Source organism: Actinoplanes sp. NPDC000266 (genome assembly GCF_042899005.1).
Taxonomy (GTDB): Bacteria; Actinomycetota; Actinomycetes; order Mycobacteriales; family Micromonosporaceae; genus Actinoplanes.
Map to the genome: position 1 here is coordinate 833,616 of NZ_JBIAZI010000001.1, position 19,965 is coordinate 853,580.

Consider the following 19,965-nt stretch of genomic DNA (forward strand, 5'->3'; position numbering starts at 1 on the left):
GCCCCTTCGGGTCTAACAGCGATATGACAGCGCTCGTCGCGCCGGAGTTAGGCCCGTCTCCGTAGAAAAGCTGCCCATGACAACCATCGAAGTGAACGGATTGCGTAAGCGGTTCGGCGCGTCGGTCGCCCTGGACGGGATGACCTTCGTCGTCCGGCCCGGGCGGGTGACCGGATTCGTCGGCCCGAACGGCGCCGGCAAATCGACCACGCTGCGCACGATCGTGGGCCTCGACCGGCCGGACGCCGGGACCGCGACGATCGGCGGCCGCCGCTACGCCGAGCTGACCCACCCGATGCGGCATTGCGGGGCCCTGCTCGATCCGCACGCCCTGCACCCGGCGCGCTCCGGCCGCAACCATCTGCGCTGGCTGGCCGCCTCGCAGGACCTTCCGGCCCAGCGGGTCGACGAGGTGCTGGAGCTGACCGGCCTGGCCGCGGCCGGCCGGCGCGCGGCCGGCGGCTATTCGCTCGGCATGCGCCAGCGGCTGGGGGTGGCCGCGGCGCTGCTCGGCGACCCGCCGGTGCTTCTGCTCGACGAGCCGTTCAACGGGCTAGACCCGGCCGGCATCGTGTGGATGCGCGGCCTGCTGCGCGACCTGGCCGCCGAGGGCCGGTCGGTGCTGGTCTCCAGCCACCTGATGAGCGAGTTGCAGGACATGGCCGGCCACGTGGTGGTGGCCGGGCACGGCCGGGTGATCGCCGATGCCGGGGTGGACGACCTGATCGGCGCCTACACGTCGCTCGAGGCGGCCTACCTGGAGCTCACCGCGGGCGTGGGAGGCATCCGATGATCCTGCGTGCCGAGTGGCTCAAGTTCCGCACCGTCCGCGGCTGGACGGCCGGCCTCGCGGCGGCCGTGCTGATCATGGTGGCGCTGGGCGTCCTGTTCGCGTCCGGATCGAGCATGTCGTGCATGGACGGCACGCGCGAGGTCGACTGCCCGCCTCCGCCGACCGACTCGTCGGGCCGTTCGGTGCAGGACAAGTTCACCTTCGTCAACCGCCCGCTCGACGGCGACGGCTCGATCACCGCGAAGGTGGGCGGCCTCGACGGGACCATCACCTATCCGCCGCCGAACCACGACGAGATCGTGCGCGGCGTGGTCACGTGGGCCAAGGCCGGCCTCATGATCAAGAATGGGACGGAGCCGGGCGCCGACTACGCGGCGGTGATGCTCACCGGCGATCACGGCGTGCGCATGCAGTCCGCCTTCACCCGCGACACGGCCGGGCCACCGCTGAGAGAGGCATGGCTGCGCCTCACCCGCGACGGCGACGAGATCACCGGCTATGTCTCGGACAACGGCAACACCTGGCAGGAGCTTGATTCCGTACGCCTCGACGGCCTGCCCGCCACGGCCCGCATCGGCCTTTTCGTCACCTCGCCGAGCGGCTTCACGGTCGAGGAGCGCGCGCAGGGCGGTCATGCCGTCGCGGCTCGCTGGACGCAGGCGACGGCCGAGTTCAGCCAGATCAGCGCCGGTGGAGCCTGGACCGACTCGCTGGTCGGCTACACCGACTACCGCACCACGTGGGAGCAGACCCACCCACCCGGCCACAGCGAGTCCGGCGGGGTGATCACCGTGGCCGGCGCCGGGGAGATCGGCCCGGACAGCGAGGGCGGCCTGGCGATCGAGCGGACCCTGACCGGGGTGTTCGCGGCGCTGCTGCCGCTGATCGTGGTGGCGGCCCTGTGCGGCACGGCCGAGTTCCGGCACGGCATGATCCGCACGACGCTGGCCGCGATGCCCCGCCCGCTGAAGGTGTCGGCCGCGAAGGCCGCCGTCATCGGCGGGGCGGCCCTGGTGACCGGCTTGGTGGCGGCCGGGGTCACCCTGCCGGTGACGGCGCGGATGTTGCAGGCGCACGCCGTCGTGATCCTGGCCGTTCCCTGGCCGACCCTCGCGCGCGTGGCGGTCGGCACGGCCCTCTTGCTGTCGTTGGCGGCGCTGCTCGCATACGGCCTCGGATCTCTCCTGCGAAGAGCCGTGCCCGCCGTCGTCACCGCCACCACCCTCCTGCTGGCGCCTCCGATCCTGGCCGTGACGTCCGTCGTGCCGCCCGACGCCGGCGTCTGGCTTCTGCGGCTGACACCGGGCGCCGCCTTCGCGATCCAGCAGAGCCTCCCGTCCTATCCGCAGGTGTCCCGCCCGCAGACGGTTGTGGACGGCTACTACCCACTGCCGCCGTGGGCCGGCCTGGGCGTCCTGGCTCTTTACGCGCTGGTCGCGGTGGCCGCCGCGACGTGGCGGCTCCGCCGGGACGTCGCGTGAGAGCGGCGTGGGCGGCCGAGGTCGGCAAGCTCCGTAACGGAGGGCTCGGGCTCGCGGTGCCGCTGATTCTCGGCGTTCTGCTCACCGCCGCCGGTGTGGCGCTCGGCCGCGGCTCGATCGACCCGGTGCAGCTGCGCCTGACCGGTGTCCGCGTCGGTCAGGCCGCCATGGCCGCGGCCGGGGTGCACATCCTCGCCGGCGAATACGGCACCGGGCTGATCCGGGCCACGCTGCTCGCGGTACCGCGCCGCCTGCACGTGTTCGCGGCCAAGGGCGTCCTGCTCACGGCCGGAGTGGCGCCCGCCGCCGTGCTCGGTGTCGGGGTCGCGGTGGTGGGCCTGTCGCCCGGCGGGGCCCTCGTGCGGGCCGCCGCCGAGTCGGTCCTTCATCTGATCCTGATCGGACTGCTAGGCCTCGGGGTGGCGGCCGCCGTGCGCAGCTCCGCGGCCGCCATCGGGGTCGTCCTGGCGCTGCTCTACCTGGCGCCGATGCTGCTGTGGATGCTGCCCGACCCGGACTGGGCACGCGTCCTCTACCGCCTGACCCCGGCCACGGCCGTGCAGGCCCTGACCACCACGGTCGACAACGCGACGCTGCCGCTGGGCCCGTGGGCCGCCCTCGGCGTCGTCGCGGCGTGGGCGGCGGCCGCGCTGGCCCTCGGCGCGGTGCTCCTGCAACGCCGGAGCGCTTGGACGGTGCCTCAATAGATCAGTGTTCGCCGATGGCCGTTCGGCGGATGGGTGCTGCGCGGCGGCGGCCTAGCGTGACGAAATGGCCCGCAGATTCGCGATCGTCGCCGTTGCCGTGCTCGCCCTGCTCGTCTACGGCGTGCCCGCGAGCGCGGACACCAGGTTCCGTCCCGGTGCCCCCGGCATCGGCGATCCGTACTTCCCGCTCTCCGGCAACGGCGGCTACGACGTCAAGCACTATGGTCTCGACCTTCGCTACACGCCGGGTGACGACCGTCTGTCCGGGGTCGCGGTGATCACGGCCCGGGCCACGCAGGACCTGTCGCGGTTCAACCTCGACTTCCACGGCCTTTCCGTACGGGCGGTAACCGTCGACGGCCGCACGGCGCGATGGACCCGGGCCGGTGACGAACTCACCGTGACCCCGGCCCGGGGCCTGCGCGACGGCCACACGTTCACCGTGGTGGCCCGCTACGACGGCGTGCCCGGCCTCATCTCCAACGAGAGCCTCGGCGACGGCGGTGTCTTCCACACCGACGACGGCATGGTGATCGTCGGGCAGCCGTTCGCCGCGTCGACCTGGTTCCCGGTCAACGACCACCCGCGTGACAAGGCCTCCTACACCGTGCGGGTGACCGTGCCCCAGGGTCTGGAGGCTGTCTCCAACGGCAAGCTGATCAGCCGTACCACCAAAGGACCCTGGACCACCTGGCTGTGGGACGAGCGCGCGCCCATGGCGTCCTACCTGGCCACGGCCACCGTCGGCGAGTTCCGCACCAGCTCGTACGCCGACAAGGGCGTGAAGTTCTTCGACGCGATCGACCCGGATCTGTTCGTCCGCCCGCCCGCCCGCACCGGCACCCACCTGGCCATCGCCGGGGTGGGCGAACCGGCGTACAAACGCCTCACCCGCACCATCGACGTGCCCGCGGGCGGCGGCCGGATGACGTTCTGGGTCAGCCGCGAGACCGAATCCGACTGGGACTACTTCTTCGTCGAAGCCCGCACGGCCGGCGGCGACGACTGGACCACCCTGCCCGACGCCAACGGTCACACCAGCACCGACACCGGCAACCTCTGCGACTACGCCCCCGACGTGCACCCGTTCCTCGCCCGTTATCTGAACTGCTCGTCGACCGGCACCGCGGCCTGGAACGGCGCCACCGGCGTCAGCGACGGCTACGAGCAGTGGTCGATCGACCTGTCGAGGTACGCCGGCACGAGCGTCGAGATCTCCCTGTCGTACGAGAACGACCCGTCGTACTCACCGCCCGGCGTCTTCGTCGACGACATCGTCGGGCCGAACGGCCAGGGCACCACCTCCTTCGAGCCCGACGGCAACCAGTTCGACGGCTGGACCCCGGCCGGCCCGCCGCCCGGCAGCGAGCCCAACCCCAGCCAGTGGACGGCCGGAACCGTGACCGACGAGCCCACCACCACGGGCGAGCTGGCCGCGCGCTCCCTGGCCCGCGGACCCGAGATCATCCGTTTCGAGTCGGCGCTCTTCGGGCCGTACCCCTTCACCTCCGCCGGCGGCATCGTCGACGACGTGGCCGGCCTGGGCTTCGCCCTGGAGAACCAGACCCGCCCGATCTACGCCCGCGAGTTCTTCACCGACCCCGAGAGCGGCGACAGCGTCGTCGTCCACGAGCTGGCCCACCAGTGGTACGGCGACAGCCTGGCCCTGGCGAACTGGCGCGACATCTGGCTGAACGAGGGCTTCGCCACCTACGCCGAGTGGCTGTGGAGCGAACACGAGGGCCGCGACACCGTCCAGCAGATCTTCGACGCCACCTACAACGGCATCCCGGCCGACGACCCGTTCTGGACGCTGCGCATAGGCGATCCAGGCCCCGGCAACCTGTTCGACGGCGCCGTCTACGACCGGGGCGCCATGACTTTGCACGCCTTGCGCCAGCGCATAGGAGATCCCACGTTCTTCCGCCTGCTGAAGCAGTGGGCCACGACCCACGCCGGCGGCAACGTGACGACACCGCAGTTCACAGCTTTGGCCGAACGCCTGTCCGGCCACCAGCTCGACGACTTGTTCACCGCGTGGCTCTACACCCCGTCCAAGCCCGCCCCGACAGCCGCGACCGCCACGAAAGCAACGGCACCCGCGCCGTCACGGAGGCCGTCACCCGGCAATCACGAATGAGGGGCGCTGTGTGCACTGGCTCTTCCAGAACGCGGTCCTTCTGCCGGCCTATCTGACCTGGGGCGACACGGCCAGAACTGGCTCCTCGCCCGCTTCGGCTCGTTGCCCAGTGCCGGTTACCGTCGAGCGATGGCTGACGCGAGCAGAGAACGCACTGCGGACTCGACCGGGGCGACGCCGTCGGCGGACGCTCGGCTTTGTGAGGCGGTGCTGGGCGAGCTGCTGACGGCTTTCGTGGCCGGCGCCGAGTCGGTCGTGCAGTACCGAACCTGGCTCACCGGCACCGATGACGAGCTGCGCCGGATCGCTTCGCGTCTGGCCGCCGCGCGCCGGGTGATCCTCGTCTTCCAGGCCGAGAACGAGACCCGGCTGGTTGGAGCTTGGCTTCGGGACGTCGGCTCCGCCGCGGAGATGCCCGCAAGGATGATCAGGCACAAGGGCGACGACGAATCGGTCGGCCTTCAGCTCGCGGACGCCGCCGCACGATGGCTGGCCGGCTACCGCGCGGCCGCCGCCTTCACGATGTGACGGACCGGCCCCAGGACCGACGGCGCAGCGCGCCGGTGAAGTGTTCCGGCAGGGTATCCATGTGCCTCGATCAGATGCCTCGTGCGCAGGCATGCAACGACTGAGGAACTAGTTCTTCCAGGTGCGACGATGTCGTTATGACGTCGACGTCAGCGCGATCTTGGCATCGGCTATAGCGGTAGCGGGCACCCTGGCTGCGACTGTTTTCACCCAGATCTGGGCGGCGCGTCGCGAGGACAAGCGAGTCCATCCGTGCCGTCGTGCTCGGCGAGCATCCCGCGGGATCGACCAGAGAGGTAGCGGTCGGCGCTGGTTTCCGGAACGCCGGCATTTACGCAGCCCGGGAAGATGTCGTATTGCTGGCCACAAAGGACCTTGCTTCGGCGGCGCGTTCTGCCTTCTACCGTGTCCGGCATTTGAGGGATCTGGTGGCAGGCGGAATCGGCGTCGATGATTCGGAGTATCAGAATGCGCTCGACAAGTATCGTGATTCGCTCAGCGCTTGCGGGCCGCGATGCGCCAGGACCTGGAAATTCCCGACATACCGAGCTGGCGCGAGATCGGTTACGAAGTCCAGGGGAGTGTCAGGCGCGGTCGGTCAGGCCGGCCAGGCGCAGGGCCAGGTTCGAGCGAAACGCCGGCACCCGGGACAGGGCCGACAGGGCGGCGTTGCGCAAAGGGCGGGCGGCGGCCGGGACGGTGGCCAGGCGGGTCAGGCGGGCGGCGAAGTGGACCACCTCCTCGGCGGCCGGGCGGCGGTCGGCCGCGTAGCGGGTGAGGGCGGCCTCGGAGCCGTCGGTCAGTGCGTCGGCCAGGGCCAGGGCGTCGCGCAGGCCCAAGTTCATGCCCTGGCCGCCGGCGGGGCTGTGCACGTGGCCGGCGTCGCCCGCCAGCAGGACCGGGCCGGCGCGGAACGTGTCGGCCACGCGGTGGTGGACCCGGAAGCGGGAGCCCCACACGACCCCGGTGACCCGCGCCGGCTCGCGGGCGGGGCCCCGGCTGGAGAGGAGCGCCTGCACGTACGCCTCGGTCGGCTCCCCGGGGGCGTCGTCGACGGCCGCCACGATGCGGACCGTGCCGTCCGGCAGGGGCGCCCAGACCAGCATGCCGGAGCGGGAGAAGTACAGGACGACCTCGTCGCGGGGTGGACCGCCTTCTACTTTGACGTCGGCCAGCGTGAAGGACTCGCCCTCGGCGGCGGTGTTGCCGAAACCTATGCCGGCCAGGCGGCGGACGGTGCTGTTCATGCCGTCGGCGGCCACCACCCAGCGGGCCGTGATCACCTCACCCGTGGCGAAAGTGGCGGTGGCGCCGTCGAGGCCGACCAGCTCCTGGCCGCGCCGGACGGTTCCGCCGGCGGCCGTCAGGCGCTCGTTCAGCACGGCCTCCGTGGTCGACTGCGGGACCATCAGCGCGTACGGATAGGGCGTCGGCAAGCCGTCGAAGGCCACCGGCACGAGGACCCGGTCGCGGTCGCGGATGGTGAAACGCGGCGCGGGAATGCCGGCCTCGACCAGCGGGGCCGCCGCGCCGATGCGGTCGAGGGCCTCGAGCGTGCGGGCGTGCACGACCGCCGCCCGGCTGGTGTGGGTGGCGGTGGCCGCGCGGTCGACGACGGTGACGCCGATCCCGTTGCGTGTGAGGGCGGTCGCGGTGGCCAGCCCGACGGGCCCGGCGCCGACGATCAGGACGTCTGTGAGGGAAGGAAGTTTGCCAACATCTGTTTGCCAACGCATGTTGGCAAAGTAGTCCGGCCGGAGCAAAGAGTCAACAAGTGTTGGCCTACACTTGTAGGCATGAGTGAGGAACGACCACGCCGGTCCGACGGCACCCGGGCCGCGATCCTGCGTGCGGCCCGGGAGCGGTTCGCGGCCGACGGGTACGAGCGGGCCACCATTCGGGCCATCGCGGCCGACGCGAACATCGACCCGTCGATGGTCATGCGCTACTACGGGAACAAGGAACGGCTCTTCGCGGCCGCGGCGGAATTCGATCTGCGCCTGCCCGCGCTCACCGGCGTACGGCCGAATCAAGCCTCGACCCTCCTGGTCGGGCACTTCCTCGAGCGCTGGGAGGGCGACGAGACGCTGATGGCGCTGCTGCGGGCCGGCGTGACCAATCCGGCCGCCGCCGAGCGCATGCGGGAGATCTTCGCGGCTCAGCTCGTGCCGGTGGCCGAGCGACTCTCACCCGACCGGCCGCACGTGCGCGCCGGGCTCGTGGCATCGCAGATCCTCGGCCTCGCCCTGTGCCGCTACGTGCTGCGGCTCCCGCCGATCGTGGCCATGGAGCGGGCCGACGTCGTCGCCTGGACCGCGCCCGCCGTGCAGCACTATCTGACCGGATCAGTAGCGGAAACGGCCCAGGTTGGCCTGGAGGTCGGCGGCGACGCGGGCCAGGTCGGCTGAGGTCTGTTCGGCGTTGGCGGCGGCGCCCGTGGTCTCGGAGGCCGCCTGGGCCACGCCGGTGACGTTGGCGCTGATCTCGGCCGAGCCCGCGGCGACCTCGGCCACGTTGCGGCTCATCTCGGCCGTGGTCGCGGTCTGCTCCTCGACGGCGGCCGCGATCGCGGTCTGTGTGTCGTTGATCTGCTGGATGACCTCGCTGATCGCGTTGATCGCGACGACCGCCGAATGCGAGTCGGCCTGGATGGCCGAGACCCGGGTCGAGATGTCCTCGGTGGCCCGGGCCGTCTCCTGAGCCAGGTCCTTGACCTCGGAGGCCACCACCGCGAAGCCCTTGCCCATCTCGCCGGCCCGTGCCGCCTCGATCGTGGCGTTCAGGGCGAGCAGGTTCGTCTGCTCGGCGATGCTGGTGATCAGCTTGACCACGTCGTCGATCTCGGCCGACGACGCTCCGAGCTTGTCGAGGATCCCGCGGGCGTCGGCCGTCGTGGTGACCGCGCCCGCCGCCACCGCCGCCGCGCTCGAGGTCGACCGGGCGATCTCGGCGATCGAGGCGCCGATCTCCTCCGAACCGGCCGCGATGGTCGAGATGTTCACGCTGATCTGCTCGGACGCCGACGACGCGCCCTGCGCCTGCGCCGCCGACAGCCGGGCCGAGTCGTTGACCGACGTGGCCACGGCCGACAGTTCCTCCGAGGACGACGCGAGCGTCTCCACGTTGACGCCGATCTCCCGCATGGAGGTCGACAGCCGTTCCATGGCTGTGTTGAGCGATGCGCCCATCTGGCCCATCTCGTCCCGGCCGCGCACCTCCAGGCGCTGATCGAGGACTCCCTTGGCCAGCTCGGCCAGCACCGCGACCGTGCGCTGGGCCGGTCCCGCGATGGCCCGGCTGACCACGAAGACGATCAGCCCGGAGAGCAGCACGGCGGCGATGATCAGGCCGATCATCAGCAACTCGGCCCGGTCGCTGGACTTCTGCGAATCGGCCATCGACGTGGCCGCCACGGCCTTCTCGATGTCGCCGATCTCGTCGAGCGCGTCCATCATCGTGCTGATCGCGGCGTCGGCGCTGGCCGCCCGCACCTTCACGAACTGGGCGGTCTCGCCGGCCAGGGCCAGCGGCAGCAGCTGGTCGTCGCGGACGTCGCGATAGGTCGCCAGGCTGTCGGTGAAGGCCTTGACCTGCGACTCGCGGCCGGCGATCCCGGTGGCCTGATACGCCGCCCACTGTTCGTCGAGGGCGTCGTCGTACTGCTTCATCTGCTCCTGCACCGTGGCCTTGGACGCGGCGGTGGCCGAGATCAGCAGATTGGTCAGACTGAAGCGGATGAGGACCAGATCGGCCTTGGTCTCACCGGCGTACGCGATGGCCAGCAGGTTGTTCTGGTACATCTGCTCGGTGTGCTCGTTCGTCTCGCGCAGTCTCAGGACGCCGACGACGCCCACCACGACGGTCAGGGCGCACACCACGCCGAAGGCGACGATCAGCTTTTGAGCCACCCGCAGGTTCTGAAACACACTATTCCGGTCGGCACCCGTCAGGTCTTGCTGAGGGGAACACAAATAATCAGACATCGGCGTACGGCGGTGCCGATCGTGCCACTTTGCCGACAGCACCCATCCGGCGGCCGGGGCGCGCCGAACCTCTCCTGACACTGGAGGGGGAACAATGATCAAACGATCTCTGGCGGCGACCGGCGCCGCCGTACTCGTTGTGTCGCTCACGGCCCTCGGCCCGGGGGCCTCGACGGCGTCCAGCCACCGGGAGGCGCCGCTGATCGCCAGCGACCCGGCGGCCGACAACACCGACCTGTACGCCTTCGTCAGCCCGGACCGTCCGGGCTACGTGACGATGATCGCCAACTGGATCCCGTTCGAGGAGCCCGACGGCGGGCCCAACTTCTACCCGTTCGCCACCGACGCCGCCTATCGGATCAACGTCGACAGCGACGGCGACGCCAAACCCGACGCCATCTTCCGGTGGACCTTCAAGAACGTCGACAAGCGCGGCAACAACACGTTCCTCTACAACAACGGGCCGGTCACGTCGCTCGACGACAAGAACCTGCTCTTCAAGCAGACGTACACCCTCGAGTCGTCCTTCAACGGCGAGCCGTTCAAGACGCGGATCACCGACGCTCCGGTGGCGCCCTCCCGGATCGGCGCGGCCTCGATGCCGGACTACAAGAAGCTGCGCGACCAGTCGACCGTACAGCTGAAAGGGGGTTGGAAGTTGTTCGCCGGCCAGGCGGACGACCCGTTCTTCCTCGACCTCGAGGTCTTCGACCTGCTGTACGGGGGTGACCTCAGCGAGCGTGGCAACGACACGCTGGCCGGCTACAACGTGAACAGCCTGGCCATTCAGGTGCCGTTCAAGGACGTGGCCCTCAAGGGCGACGCCAAGCGCAACCCGGTGATCGGCGTCTGGACGACCACCGAGCGCAACCGCTACCGCATGGCCTCGGGTGACGCCTCCGTCGGCGACGACCGGGTGCAGGTGTCCCGGCTCGGCAACCCGCTGGTCAACGAGGTGGTGGTGCCGGCCGGCCTCAAGGACGCCTTCAACTCGATCTCGCCGGACAAGGACGCCGGGATTCCGCAGGTGGTCAAGCGGGTCACCGATCCGGAGCTGCCGAAACTCATCGAGGGCATCTACAAGGTGAAGGCGCCGCCGACACCGCGCAACGACCTCGTCGAGATCTATCTGACCGGCATCACGACCAAGGCCGGCGGCCCGATCAAGGCGGACCTGAACTCGCAGCTCAACAACATGGACGTCAACGCCAAGAAGTTCCGCCCGTCCGAGATGCTGCGGCTCAACCTGGGCGTGCCGGTCAGCACGCAACCGGAACGGCTCGGTGTGCTGGCCAAGGACCTTCAGGGCTTCCCGAACGGCCGCCGGCTGACCGACGACGTCCTGGACATCTCGTTGCAGGCGGTCGAGGGCGCGGCGCAGAGCGGCAAGCTGGTCGACGCGCTCGCCGACGGCGACAAGGTGGACGCCAACGACAACGCCTTCGGCAACACGTTCCCGTATCTGGCGCTGCCGAACCAGGGCGCGGTGAACGCCGACCGCAAGGCGGCTCCGGCCGCCGCTCCTTCGACAAATGAAAGCCAGGAGCCTTCGGCAAATGAAAGCCAGGAGCCGGAACCTGATCTCACGCCGGCCGCGGCCTCCAGCGGGCTGAGCAATTCGTCCGCCGTGCTGGGCGCGGTCCTGGGCGCGGTCGCCCTGGTCACGATGCTGGCGGTGTGGTGGCTGATGCGGCGGAGGCGGCTGGCCCGGCCGTCGTCCAACGACGACACCGTGATGTTCTGAGGACGCGGGTGTTCCCCATGAGAAGAGCCGTCACCATCGCTCTGGCCGCGATCGCCCTGCTCGCCGTGGGCGCGATCTTCGGACTGCGGGGGACACCCGCACCTCCCGCGCCGGCCGCGCTTGTTCACGTCGACCGGCTGGCGCAGACCGTCACCCAGGCCCAGCAGAAACTCCGCACGCTCCCGCGTGACTACCGTACGTGGGCGGAGCTGGGCCTGGCCTACGTCGAGCAGGCCCGGGTCAGCGCCGACCCGAGCCGCTATCCGATGGCCGAGGCCGCGTTGCGCCGGTCTCTTTCGGTACGCCCGAAGGAGAACCCGCAGGCGCTGATCGGCCTCGGCGCCCTCGCCAACGCCCGCCACGACTTCACCGCCGCCCGCTCCTTCGCCCGGGACGCCCTGAAGATCAACACCTTTTCGGCCGACGCGTACGGGGTTCTGGCCGACGCCGAGACGCAGCTGGGCCGCCCCGCCGAGGCCACCGCGGCGATCCAGCGCATGCTGGACCTGCGCCCCGGCCTGGCCGCGTACGCCCGGGCCTCGTACGACCTGGAGCAGCGGGGCCGCCTAGCCGAGGCCACCGACCTGATGCGCCGGGCCCTGGACGCCGCCGTCGACCCGGCCGACATCGCTTTCTGCCGCACCCATCTCGGCGACCTGGCCTGGTCACAGGGCGACCTTGACACCGCCACCGCCGAATACGCCGCGGGCCTGGCCGCCGCCCCCACCTATCAGCCCCTGCTGCGCGGCCGGGCCCGCGTCGCCGCCGCCACCGGCGAGCTGGACGAGGCCGCGGCCGGCCTGCGCGTCATAGCCACCCGCACCCCGACCCCCGACACCCTGATGGAGTACGCCGAGGTCCTCCGCCTGGCCGGCCACCCCGGCGAGGCGGCACGCCAGCTGACCCTGGCCCAAGCGGCCCACCGCATCTTCGTGGCCAACGGCGGCCGCGACGACCTGACCGCCGCCCAGCTGGCCCTGGCCTCAAATGATCCGCGCCGGGCCGTGACCGCCGCCCAGTCCGAATGGCGCCACCGCCCCTTCGCCGAGGTGGCCGACGTGCTGGCCCAGTCGTTGCACGCGGCCGGCCGCGACAAGGAGGCCCTGCCGTACGCGACGAGGGCCACCATCGCGAGCCCGCACAACGCCTCCTACGCGTACCACAAAGCCCTTGTGTCCCTGGCCCTGGGCGACCGAGCCACGGCGCTGGCCGAGCTGCGCCGCACCCGCTCGCTCAACCCGTACTTCTCGCCGGTGGACGGCCCGAACGCCACCCGCGCCTTGTCCGCTTTGGAGGCCCAGCGGTGAAACGTACGCTCCTGATCGCGGCCCTGTGCGCGGTGGCCTTCGCGGCCCTGCCGTCGGCTCCCGCGGCCGCCCACCCGTTGGGCAACTTCTCGGTGAACCGGTACGCCGGCCTGACCCTGCACCCCGACCGGATAGACGCCGTGGCGGTGGCCGACCTGGCCGAGCTGCCCACCCTCCAGGACCAGCCCGCCACCTGCGACGAGGCGGCCCAGGCGTTGACGGTGACGGTGGGCGGAGCCCAGGCCCGCTGGGCGATCACCGCATCGTCCTTGACCTTCACCAAGGGCGCCGGTGGCTTGCAGACGAGCCGCTTGACGTGCCGCCTGACCACGCGGGTCACCCTCGACGCGGCCACCCGCATCGAGGTGGCGAACCGCTTCCGGGACGACCGCATCGGCTGGCGCGAACTGTCGGCGGCCGGCGTCGGCATTCACCTGACCGGTTCCCCGCTGCCCACGACCAGCCCCAGCAACGAGCTCCGGGACTATCCGCGCGACCTGCTGGCGTCCCCGTCGGACGTCCGGTCCGCCTCCTTCACCGCCGAGCCGGGGGTCTCCTCGGCCACCGGTCCCACGGCATCATCGGCGAACACGGGATCCCCTTCCTTCCTGACCGCCGCCGAACGCCGTCTGGAAGCCTTGATCGGCAACCGCATAACCCCTTTGGTGGGCTTCCTGGCCGTCCTGCTGTCGTTGCTGCTGGGCGCCGCCCACGCCGCCCTGCCCGGCCACGGCAAGACGGTGATGGCCGCCTACCTGGCGGGGAGCCGAGGCCGCCCCCGCGACGCCGTCCTGGTGGGAGCGACCGTCACGTTCACGCACACGGCGGGCGTGCTGGCCTTGGGCCTGCTCCTGACCACCGCCTCCGGCATAGCCGGGGAGACGGTCCTCTCATGGCTGGGCCTGACGAGCGGCATCCTGGTCATGGTGGTGGGCCTGGCCACGCTGATCCCGGCCCTGCGCCGCCGCACAGCCCACCACCATCACCACGCCCATTCCCATGACCACTCCCACGCCGTCGTCCACAGCCACTCCCATGACTCAGGACGGCCCCACTCGCACGGCCACCACGCCGAGCCCGCTGAAAGCAGCCGCGGCCATGGCTTGGCGCTCGCCGACCGTCCCGCGCCCGACGGGCACAGCCACAGTCATGACCTCCACCGCCCCGGAAAGTGGAGCATCGCGGGCCTGGGCGTGGCCGGCGGCCTCGTCCCCAGCCCATCAGCGCTGATCGTCCTGCTGGGCGCGGCCGCCCTGGGCCGGACAATCTTCGGCGTCCTGCTGGTCATCGCCTACGGCCTCGGCATGGCCGCGACCTTGACCGCGGCCGGCCTCCTGCTGCTCCGCCTCCGCGACCGCCTGGAACGCCACTCGTCCCTCTTCACCCGCTGGCGCTCGGTGGCCCAGCCACTGACCGCGGCCCTGATCGTCCTGGTCGGCCTGGGTTTGGCCGGCCGGGCCCTGTTCAGCTTGGCTTAGCTCATTCGGGGAGCGGTGCGCCGACCGTCCAGGATCCGCGGCGATGACCGGCGTGGTGCTGTACGCCGCGAGGGTCTTGGACAGAGTGGCCCGAGGGCCGGGCGCCGACGACGTGCCGGAAGCGGTCGGGGACGCGGTCACGGCCGTGGAAGCGGAGACCGTGAGCAGGTCGTCGCGCTGCCGAACCGGCGGTGCGCGCTGTCTCGTGCGGTGCCGCAACGGACGTTGCGGGTCGGAGCGCCGGGCGTGTCCCGATAGCGTGTCCGGATGACCTTGGTCCGCAGAGCCGCGCTTGTCACGGTGCTCGTCGTTCTGGCTGCCGTGCTCACCGCGGACGTTCCCCGCGGCGTCGCGGAGAAGCATTCGGTGACGTACGACAAGTACTCGCTCATGCTGGACGGCAAGCGGACGTACATCTGGTCGGGTGAATTCGCCTATTGGCGGCTGCCGAGCCCGGGGCTCTGGCGTGACGTGCTGCAGAAGATGAAGGCCAACGGCTTCAACGCGGTGTCCATCTACTTCAACTGGGCGTACCACTCGCCCAAGAAAGGTGTGTACGACTTCAGCGGCATCCGCGACGTCGACCAGCTTCTCGACATGGCCGAGGAGATCGGGCTGTACGTCATCGCGCGCCCCGGGCCGTACATCAACGCCGAGACCAGCAGCGGGGGCTTTCCGGGCTGGCTCAACAACGATCCGGGCAAGGCCCGCAGCGACGCCCCGAGCTATCTCGCCGCGGCCGACGAATGGATGACGCGGATCGACGCGATCATCCGGCGGCATCAATACACGAACGGCACCGGAACCGTCATCCTCCAGCAGATCGAGAACGAGCTTTTCGCGACCGGGCCGCCGCAGCAGCGGTACATGGACCATCTGGCTTCGCGGGTACGGGCCGACGGCATCACGGTGCCGATCTTCCACAATGACGTGGCCCGGAACGGCTACTGGGTGCCGCCGGGCGGGGCCGGGCCCTTGAAAGGGCCGGTCGACCTGTACGCCTTCGACGCCTACGTGGGACCGCAGCGCTGCGGCGGAGCGGCCAAGGACGCGCCCGACTTCGGGATCTGGGGTTCGGTGGGGGCGGCGGCCTCACCGCACACGCCCGGATTCACGGCCGAGTTCGGCGGCGGCTGGTTCGATTACTGGGGCGGGCCGGACGCGTACGAATGCCTCGCGGCCGACGGCGCGGGGCCCGGATACGAGCGGGTGTTCTACGGCACGAACATCGCCAACGGGCTCAGCATCCAGAACTTCTACATGACCTTCGGCGGGACGTCGTGGGGATGGCTGCCGTCGCCGATCGTCTACACCTCCTACGATTACGGTGCGGCGATCAGCGAGGCCCGGCAGCTGCGGCCGAAAACGACGGTGATGAAGCAGCTCGGCCTTTTCGTGCAGAGTTTCACGCCCATCACCAAGCTGGTTCGCGGGCCCGCGGTCACGCCCTCCTCGCCGAACGTCAAGGTCTATCACGACGTCAATCCCGACTCCGGCGCCCACCTCTTCGTGGCCATGCACAATCCGTCGCGCGCGACGACGGACGACTCATTCACGTTTCCCTTCGGCGATTACCGGCTTGCCGTACGCCTGAACGGGCAGGACGCGAAGTTCATCGTCGCCGACTACGACATGGACGGGCAGCACCTGGTCTACTCGACGTCCGAGATGGTGACCCATTTCGAAGGGACCGCCCTGTTCACCGGGCGTAAAGGCGAGAGCGGGGAAACGGTTCTGCGGTACGCCTCGGCGCCCACCGTCTCGGGCGATGTGCGGAGCTCGTACGACGCGGCCACGGGCGATCTCCGGCTCCGCTATGTCCACGGCGGTCTTCGCGAGGTGAAGATCAGCGGGGGCGGGCGGCCGCCGCTGACTCTGCTGTTGACCGATGACATCAGTTCCCTCTGGCGGTACGACACGACGGCGGGGCCCGTTCTGGTGAGTGGGCCGGCACTGGTCCGTACGGCCGCAATTGAAGGGTCTTTGTTGACTTTGACCGGTGACACGGACGCGCCGGCGTCGTTGCGGATCTGGGGGCCGGCGCGGGTTTCGCGGGTGCGCTGGAACGGGGAGCCGTACGCCGGGCGGATCGACGGGCCGTCGAAGGTGACCCTGCCCGAGCTGGCCTGGCGATCATTCGCCCCGCCCCTTCCCGACGACACCGGCTGGCAGGTCGCCGACCATGCCACGACCACCGCCACCACCAAGCCGCCGGCCGGAGATCCGGTGCTGACCGCGGACGACTACGGCTTCCACCAGGGCGACATCTGGTACCGGGGCCGCTACACGGGCGCGGTGAAGTCGCTGAGCTTCCGGTACGGCGGTGGGGGCGCCGGGCTGTTACAAGCCTGGGTGGACGGCGTCTATCTGGGACAGAACGTGGTGCCCAGCGGTGTGCCGGCGCCGCAGCGGCTGGCGACGGCCACCTTCGAGGCCCCGGCCTCAGGCGGCGAGCACGTCGTGACCGTCATGGTGCGCAACAACGGGCACACCCAGGACATGGCCGCCGACGAGGCGCACAAGGAGGGGCGGGGACTGATCTCGACCTCGCTCGGCCGCGCGGCCACCTGGAAGATCCAGGGCAACCGGGGCGGTGAGTATCTGGCCGACCCGGTGCGCGGGATCATGAACGCGGGTGAGCTCGGCGGCTATCACCTGCCCGGATATCCGGACGGCACCTGGGCGACCGCCTCCGTGCCCGCGGCGACGGCCCGGCCCGGCACCACCTGGTACCGCTCGACGTTCGAACTGTCCGTCCCGGACGGCCACGACGCCTCGCTCGGGCTGACGATCGGCGACCCGTCCACATTGAGGTCGGCGGCGAACTACCGGGCGCTGATCTACGTGAACGGCTGGAACATGGGGCAGTACATCGCGAACGTGGGGCCCCAGAACACGTACGTCCTCCCCAACGGGATTTTGGATCCGCACGGCGTCAACACGCTGGCCATCGCGGTCACCAGCGACGGCGGACCCGGCAACGGACTGGAGAAGGTCGCCCTGACCGACCTGGGCACGGTACGCGGGGGCGTCGATGTCCCGACAGTGCGAGCGCCGGCCTGGAACCGGGCGAAATGGGGGTTAGAGTAGGGCCCGAGGTGGAGGTGAGCGCCTTGTTCCAGCAACGTGCCACCGATGACGCAAACCTGCGCGACCGGCTCGTCTACGGGGACGAGACCGCCCTCATCGATCTGCACGAACGGTTCAGCTCGCTGGTCTACACGATCGCCGTCCGCGTCACCCGCGACAGCACGGCCGCGGAGGACGTCACCCAGGAGGTGTTCCTGGCCGTCTGGCAGCGCCCGCACGCCTTCGAGCCGTCCAAGGGCAGCCTGCGCGGATGGCTGGCCATGATGGCACATCGGAGGGCGGTTGATTTCGTACGCCGGGAGGAAGCCCATCGCCGTACCTCATTGTCGGTCCGCCTGTACGACGCCACGTTCAGCCGTGGTGACCCGGTGGGCGAGCAGGTGTCGGACGCCGACGCGGCGGCCCGCCTGACGGAGGCGCTGAAGGCCCTGCCCGAGCGATTGTGCCGGGCGATCACCCTGGCCTATCTGGAAGGCCACACCTACCGCGAGGTGGCGGTGGTTTTGGGCATACCCGAGGGGACCGCGAAATCCCAGCTCCGCGACGGCCTGCGCCGATTGGCGAAGGCGCTGCGCGAGACGCACACTGGCGAGGTGGAGGGAAAATGACCCACGACGCCGTGGCCGAGCTCATCGGGGCATGGGCGCTGGACGCCTGCCCACCCGACGAGACGGAGCTGGTCGAGGCCCACCTCGGCACGTGCGACACCTGCGCCACCGAGGCCGGCGCCCTGCGCGAGGCGGCGGCCGACCTGGGCGGCGCATACCTGCGCCCACCGGCGACGTCCCTGTCCCGCCTGCTGGCGGCGGCACCGGCCCGGCGCCGCCCGGCGGCGCAGGACCTGCCGTACGCGGCGCAGACAGCGGCCCTGGACCTGTTGCTGTCCGACCTGACACCGGACGAGTGGCGCCGCCCGGCGTTCGATTCGCTGACGGTGAAGGACGTGGTGGCCCATCTGGCGGCCACGGACAGCCTGGTCGCGGACGCTCTGGGTCTGCCGGCGTCCCCGCCGATCTCGTCGCCGCTGAGCCCCGCCGCCCGTACGGAGGTGGTGCTGAGCTTCGAGAGCGAACGCTCCCCGGAGCAGACCCACCAGTCGTGGCGTTCCCAGGCCGACTCGCTGTGCCGGGCGGCGACGAGCCACCCCGCCCCGTCGACGGTGACGGTGACGTTGAGCCGCCCGTTCCCGCTGGCCGACGCGCTGACGGCCCGGGCCTACGAGACGTGGATCCACGGCGAGGACATAGCCGCCGCGACCGGCCGCCCGCCCCTGCCCCCGCTGCCCGGCCACATCCACCCGATGGCCGACCTGGCCGCCCGCCTGCTGCCGAGGGTGGTGTCCCGCCGGCTGTCGTCCACCGAGGTCATCCACCTGCACCTGACCGGCCCCGGCGGCGGCACCTGGACGGTGCCTCTGGACCCGGCCACCGTGGCATCAGCCGCAGTCGAGCCGGCCGCCACCGTGACCCTGGACGTGATCGAGTTCTGCCGCCTGGCCGGCGCCCGCCGCACCCCGTCCCAGCTGGCCATCACCACCGAGGGCGACACCGCTCTGGCCGGCGCTTTCCTGGCCGCCGTGCCGTCGATGGCCCCGGTCCCCTGACCCTCCGCCCCTGACCCTCCGCCCCTGACCCTCCGCCCCTGATCGTCCGCGCAAAAGTCACCCGGGCCACGAAGCCGCGGCCCGGCGCCTTCAAGTGCCCTGATCCGGAACCGCGTCCGAAAGGCCGGTCGCCGAGGCCGGCCCTGCTCGCCCCGGCAACCCCGCGCACCGTCCCACCTCTGAACCGCCGCGTGCCGAGATGCTCGCGAGAATCGACACCCCTCCTCGATCTTTACCATCGTGGGTGCCAGCTTCACCCTCCCTGCCGGCGACCATGACGCAACCTCGATACGAGCGCGCGGATCTGCCGATGAAGCTTATGGAAGTAATCGTTTTGCATGCCCTTCGAAGGCGCCCGCCGTTGAAGCGTCGGCGGTGCGTTTCAGCCGACTGCGGAGATCGCCTCGGTCGCCATTCTGGTGTCGCTGATAATTTGGTGACGTCACTGCCGATACGTGTATTGCCCGCAATTGGGCGCCGGCGGCCAGAGTCATGCGAGCTCTTGATTCTTAGATGGCCCGGCCGGCGGCTACGCGTGGTGCGTGAGGATCCGCCCGGTCCGGTGGGCTCGGCCCGGGCGGTGATTTTCGCTTGATCCTCCGGCCGGTCCGGCGTCACCGCTTCAACCCGTTCCACCACCTCAGCCCGAGCCGTCGATCCGGACCACGTTGCCGTCCCGGCTTCAACGGCCGGCTCGGCCCGCGCATCCGCCTCGGCATGGACAGTCGGTTCGGCCCACGCTGCCCGCTCGGCCCGGACTGCCTGCTCAGCGTCGGCGGTCGACTCGACTCGGACTGCCTGCTCAGCGTCGGCGGCCGGCTCGACTCGGACTGCCTGCTCAGCGTCGGCGGCCGGCTCGACTCGGACTGCCTGCTCGGCCCGGACTGCCTGCTCAGCCTCGATAGCCGATTCGTCCCGGGCTGCCGGCTCGGCTTGGGTGGCCGGTTCGGCCCGCACTACCGGGTCGGCCTCGGCCGGCCTGTCTGTACAACTGACCGGCACACCGTCGGGGACAGAAACGGCCACCGCCTGCTCAACGGGCCGACATGGGCGCCGCGCCCAGCTGATCTCGTCGTCCCAGATTAACGGCGGTATCCGCTCGGTCGAATCA

15 protein-coding genes are annotated in these 19,965 nt (G+C 70.6%); 13 read left to right on the plus strand and 2 right to left on the minus strand.

The window, feature by feature from the left end:
- Positions 1 to 76 precede the first annotated feature (76 nt).
- The 5 genes from ACFY36_RS03385 to ACFY36_RS03405 all read left to right on the plus strand — a co-directional run bounded on the left by ACFY36_RS03385 (position 77) and on the right by ACFY36_RS03405 (position 5,649).
- Complete coding sequence (locus ACFY36_RS03385; RefSeq protein WP_499744270.1) at positions 77 to 793, plus strand: ABC transporter ATP-binding protein; 717 nt, start codon at positions 77 to 79, stop codon at positions 791 to 793.
- The gene (locus ACFY36_RS03390) at positions 790 to 2,274 is read left to right on the plus strand and encodes a hypothetical protein (protein ID WP_499744271.1); all 1,485 of its coding nucleotides are present in this window, start codon (positions 790 to 792) and stop codon (positions 2,272 to 2,274) included. Before ACFY36_RS03385 ends, ACFY36_RS03390 begins: the two co-directional genes overlap by 4 nt.
- Positions 2,271 to 2,981: an ABC transporter permease gene (locus tag ACFY36_RS03395; protein WP_499744272.1), complete on the plus strand. Its 711-nt coding sequence runs from the start codon at positions 2,271 to 2,273 to the stop codon at positions 2,979 to 2,981. The genes ACFY36_RS03390 and ACFY36_RS03395 overlap by 4 nt, the downstream gene beginning before the upstream one ends.
- Before the next feature lie 64 nt (positions 2,982 to 3,045).
- Complete coding sequence (locus ACFY36_RS03400) at positions 3,046 to 5,121, plus strand: M1 family metallopeptidase (RefSeq protein WP_499744273.1); 2,076 nt, start codon at positions 3,046 to 3,048, stop codon at positions 5,119 to 5,121.
- A gap of 129 nt (positions 5,122 to 5,250) precedes the next feature.
- Entirely contained in the window at positions 5,251 to 5,649 is a 399-nt protein-coding gene (locus ACFY36_RS03405; RefSeq protein WP_499744274.1) for a hypothetical protein, read from the plus strand.
- A gap of 584 nt (positions 5,650 to 6,233) precedes the next feature.
- Here ACFY36_RS03405 and ACFY36_RS03410 read toward each other — a convergent pair.
- On the minus strand, positions 6,234 to 7,385 hold the full coding sequence (locus ACFY36_RS03410) for an FAD-dependent oxidoreductase (protein ID WP_499744275.1): 1,152 nt from the start codon (positions 7,383 to 7,385) through the stop codon (positions 6,234 to 6,236).
- Between the two features lie 60 nt (positions 7,386 to 7,445).
- Between ACFY36_RS03410 and ACFY36_RS03415 the strand changes: the two genes are divergently transcribed.
- Complete coding sequence (locus tag ACFY36_RS03415; protein ID WP_499744276.1) at positions 7,446 to 8,057, plus strand: TetR/AcrR family transcriptional regulator; 612 nt, start codon at positions 7,446 to 7,448, stop codon at positions 8,055 to 8,057.
- On the opposite strand, the gene ACFY36_RS03420 is transcribed toward ACFY36_RS03415, so the two are convergent.
- Entirely contained in the window at positions 7,995 to 9,632 is a 1,638-nt protein-coding gene (locus tag ACFY36_RS03420; protein ID WP_499744277.1) for a methyl-accepting chemotaxis protein, read from the minus strand. The genes ACFY36_RS03415 and ACFY36_RS03420 overlap by 63 nt on opposite strands.
- A 94-nt stretch (positions 9,633 to 9,726) precedes the next feature.
- Between ACFY36_RS03420 and ACFY36_RS03425 the strand changes: the two genes are divergently transcribed.
- The 7 genes from ACFY36_RS03425 to ACFY36_RS03455 all read left to right on the plus strand — a co-directional run bounded on the left by ACFY36_RS03425 (position 9,727) and on the right by ACFY36_RS03455 (position 19,940).
- On the plus strand, positions 9,727 to 11,376 hold the full coding sequence (locus tag ACFY36_RS03425; protein WP_499744278.1) for a DUF4331 domain-containing protein: 1,650 nt from the start codon (positions 9,727 to 9,729) through the stop codon (positions 11,374 to 11,376).
- 17 nt (positions 11,377 to 11,393) lie between these two features.
- On the plus strand, positions 11,394 to 12,683 hold the full coding sequence (locus tag ACFY36_RS03430; protein ID WP_499744279.1) for a tetratricopeptide repeat protein: 1,290 nt from the start codon (positions 11,394 to 11,396) through the stop codon (positions 12,681 to 12,683).
- Positions 12,680 to 14,161 carry a HoxN/HupN/NixA family nickel/cobalt transporter gene (locus ACFY36_RS03435; protein ID WP_499744280.1) on the plus strand — a complete coding sequence of 494 codons (1,482 nt, stop codon included), beginning with the start codon at positions 12,680 to 12,682 and terminating at the stop codon, positions 14,159 to 14,161. The genes ACFY36_RS03430 and ACFY36_RS03435 overlap by 4 nt, the downstream gene beginning before the upstream one ends.
- A gap of 267 nt (positions 14,162 to 14,428) precedes the next feature.
- On the plus strand, positions 14,429 to 17,251 hold the full coding sequence (locus ACFY36_RS03440) for a beta-galactosidase (RefSeq protein WP_499744281.1): 2,823 nt from the start codon (positions 14,429 to 14,431) through the stop codon (positions 17,249 to 17,251).
- Positions 17,252 to 17,274: 23 nt separating this feature from the next.
- The gene (locus ACFY36_RS03445) at positions 17,275 to 17,859 is read left to right on the plus strand and encodes an RNA polymerase sigma factor (RefSeq protein WP_499744282.1); all 585 of its coding nucleotides are present in this window, start codon (positions 17,275 to 17,277) and stop codon (positions 17,857 to 17,859) included.
- Positions 17,856 to 18,854: a maleylpyruvate isomerase family mycothiol-dependent enzyme gene (locus ACFY36_RS03450; RefSeq protein ID WP_499744283.1), complete on the plus strand. Its 999-nt coding sequence runs from the start codon at positions 17,856 to 17,858 to the stop codon at positions 18,852 to 18,854. The genes ACFY36_RS03445 and ACFY36_RS03450 overlap by 4 nt, the downstream gene beginning before the upstream one ends.
- A 717-nt stretch (positions 18,855 to 19,571) precedes the next feature.
- Complete coding sequence (locus ACFY36_RS03455; RefSeq protein ID WP_499744284.1) at positions 19,572 to 19,940, plus strand: hypothetical protein; 369 nt, start codon at positions 19,572 to 19,574, stop codon at positions 19,938 to 19,940.
- Positions 19,941 to 19,965 lie beyond the last annotated feature (25 nt).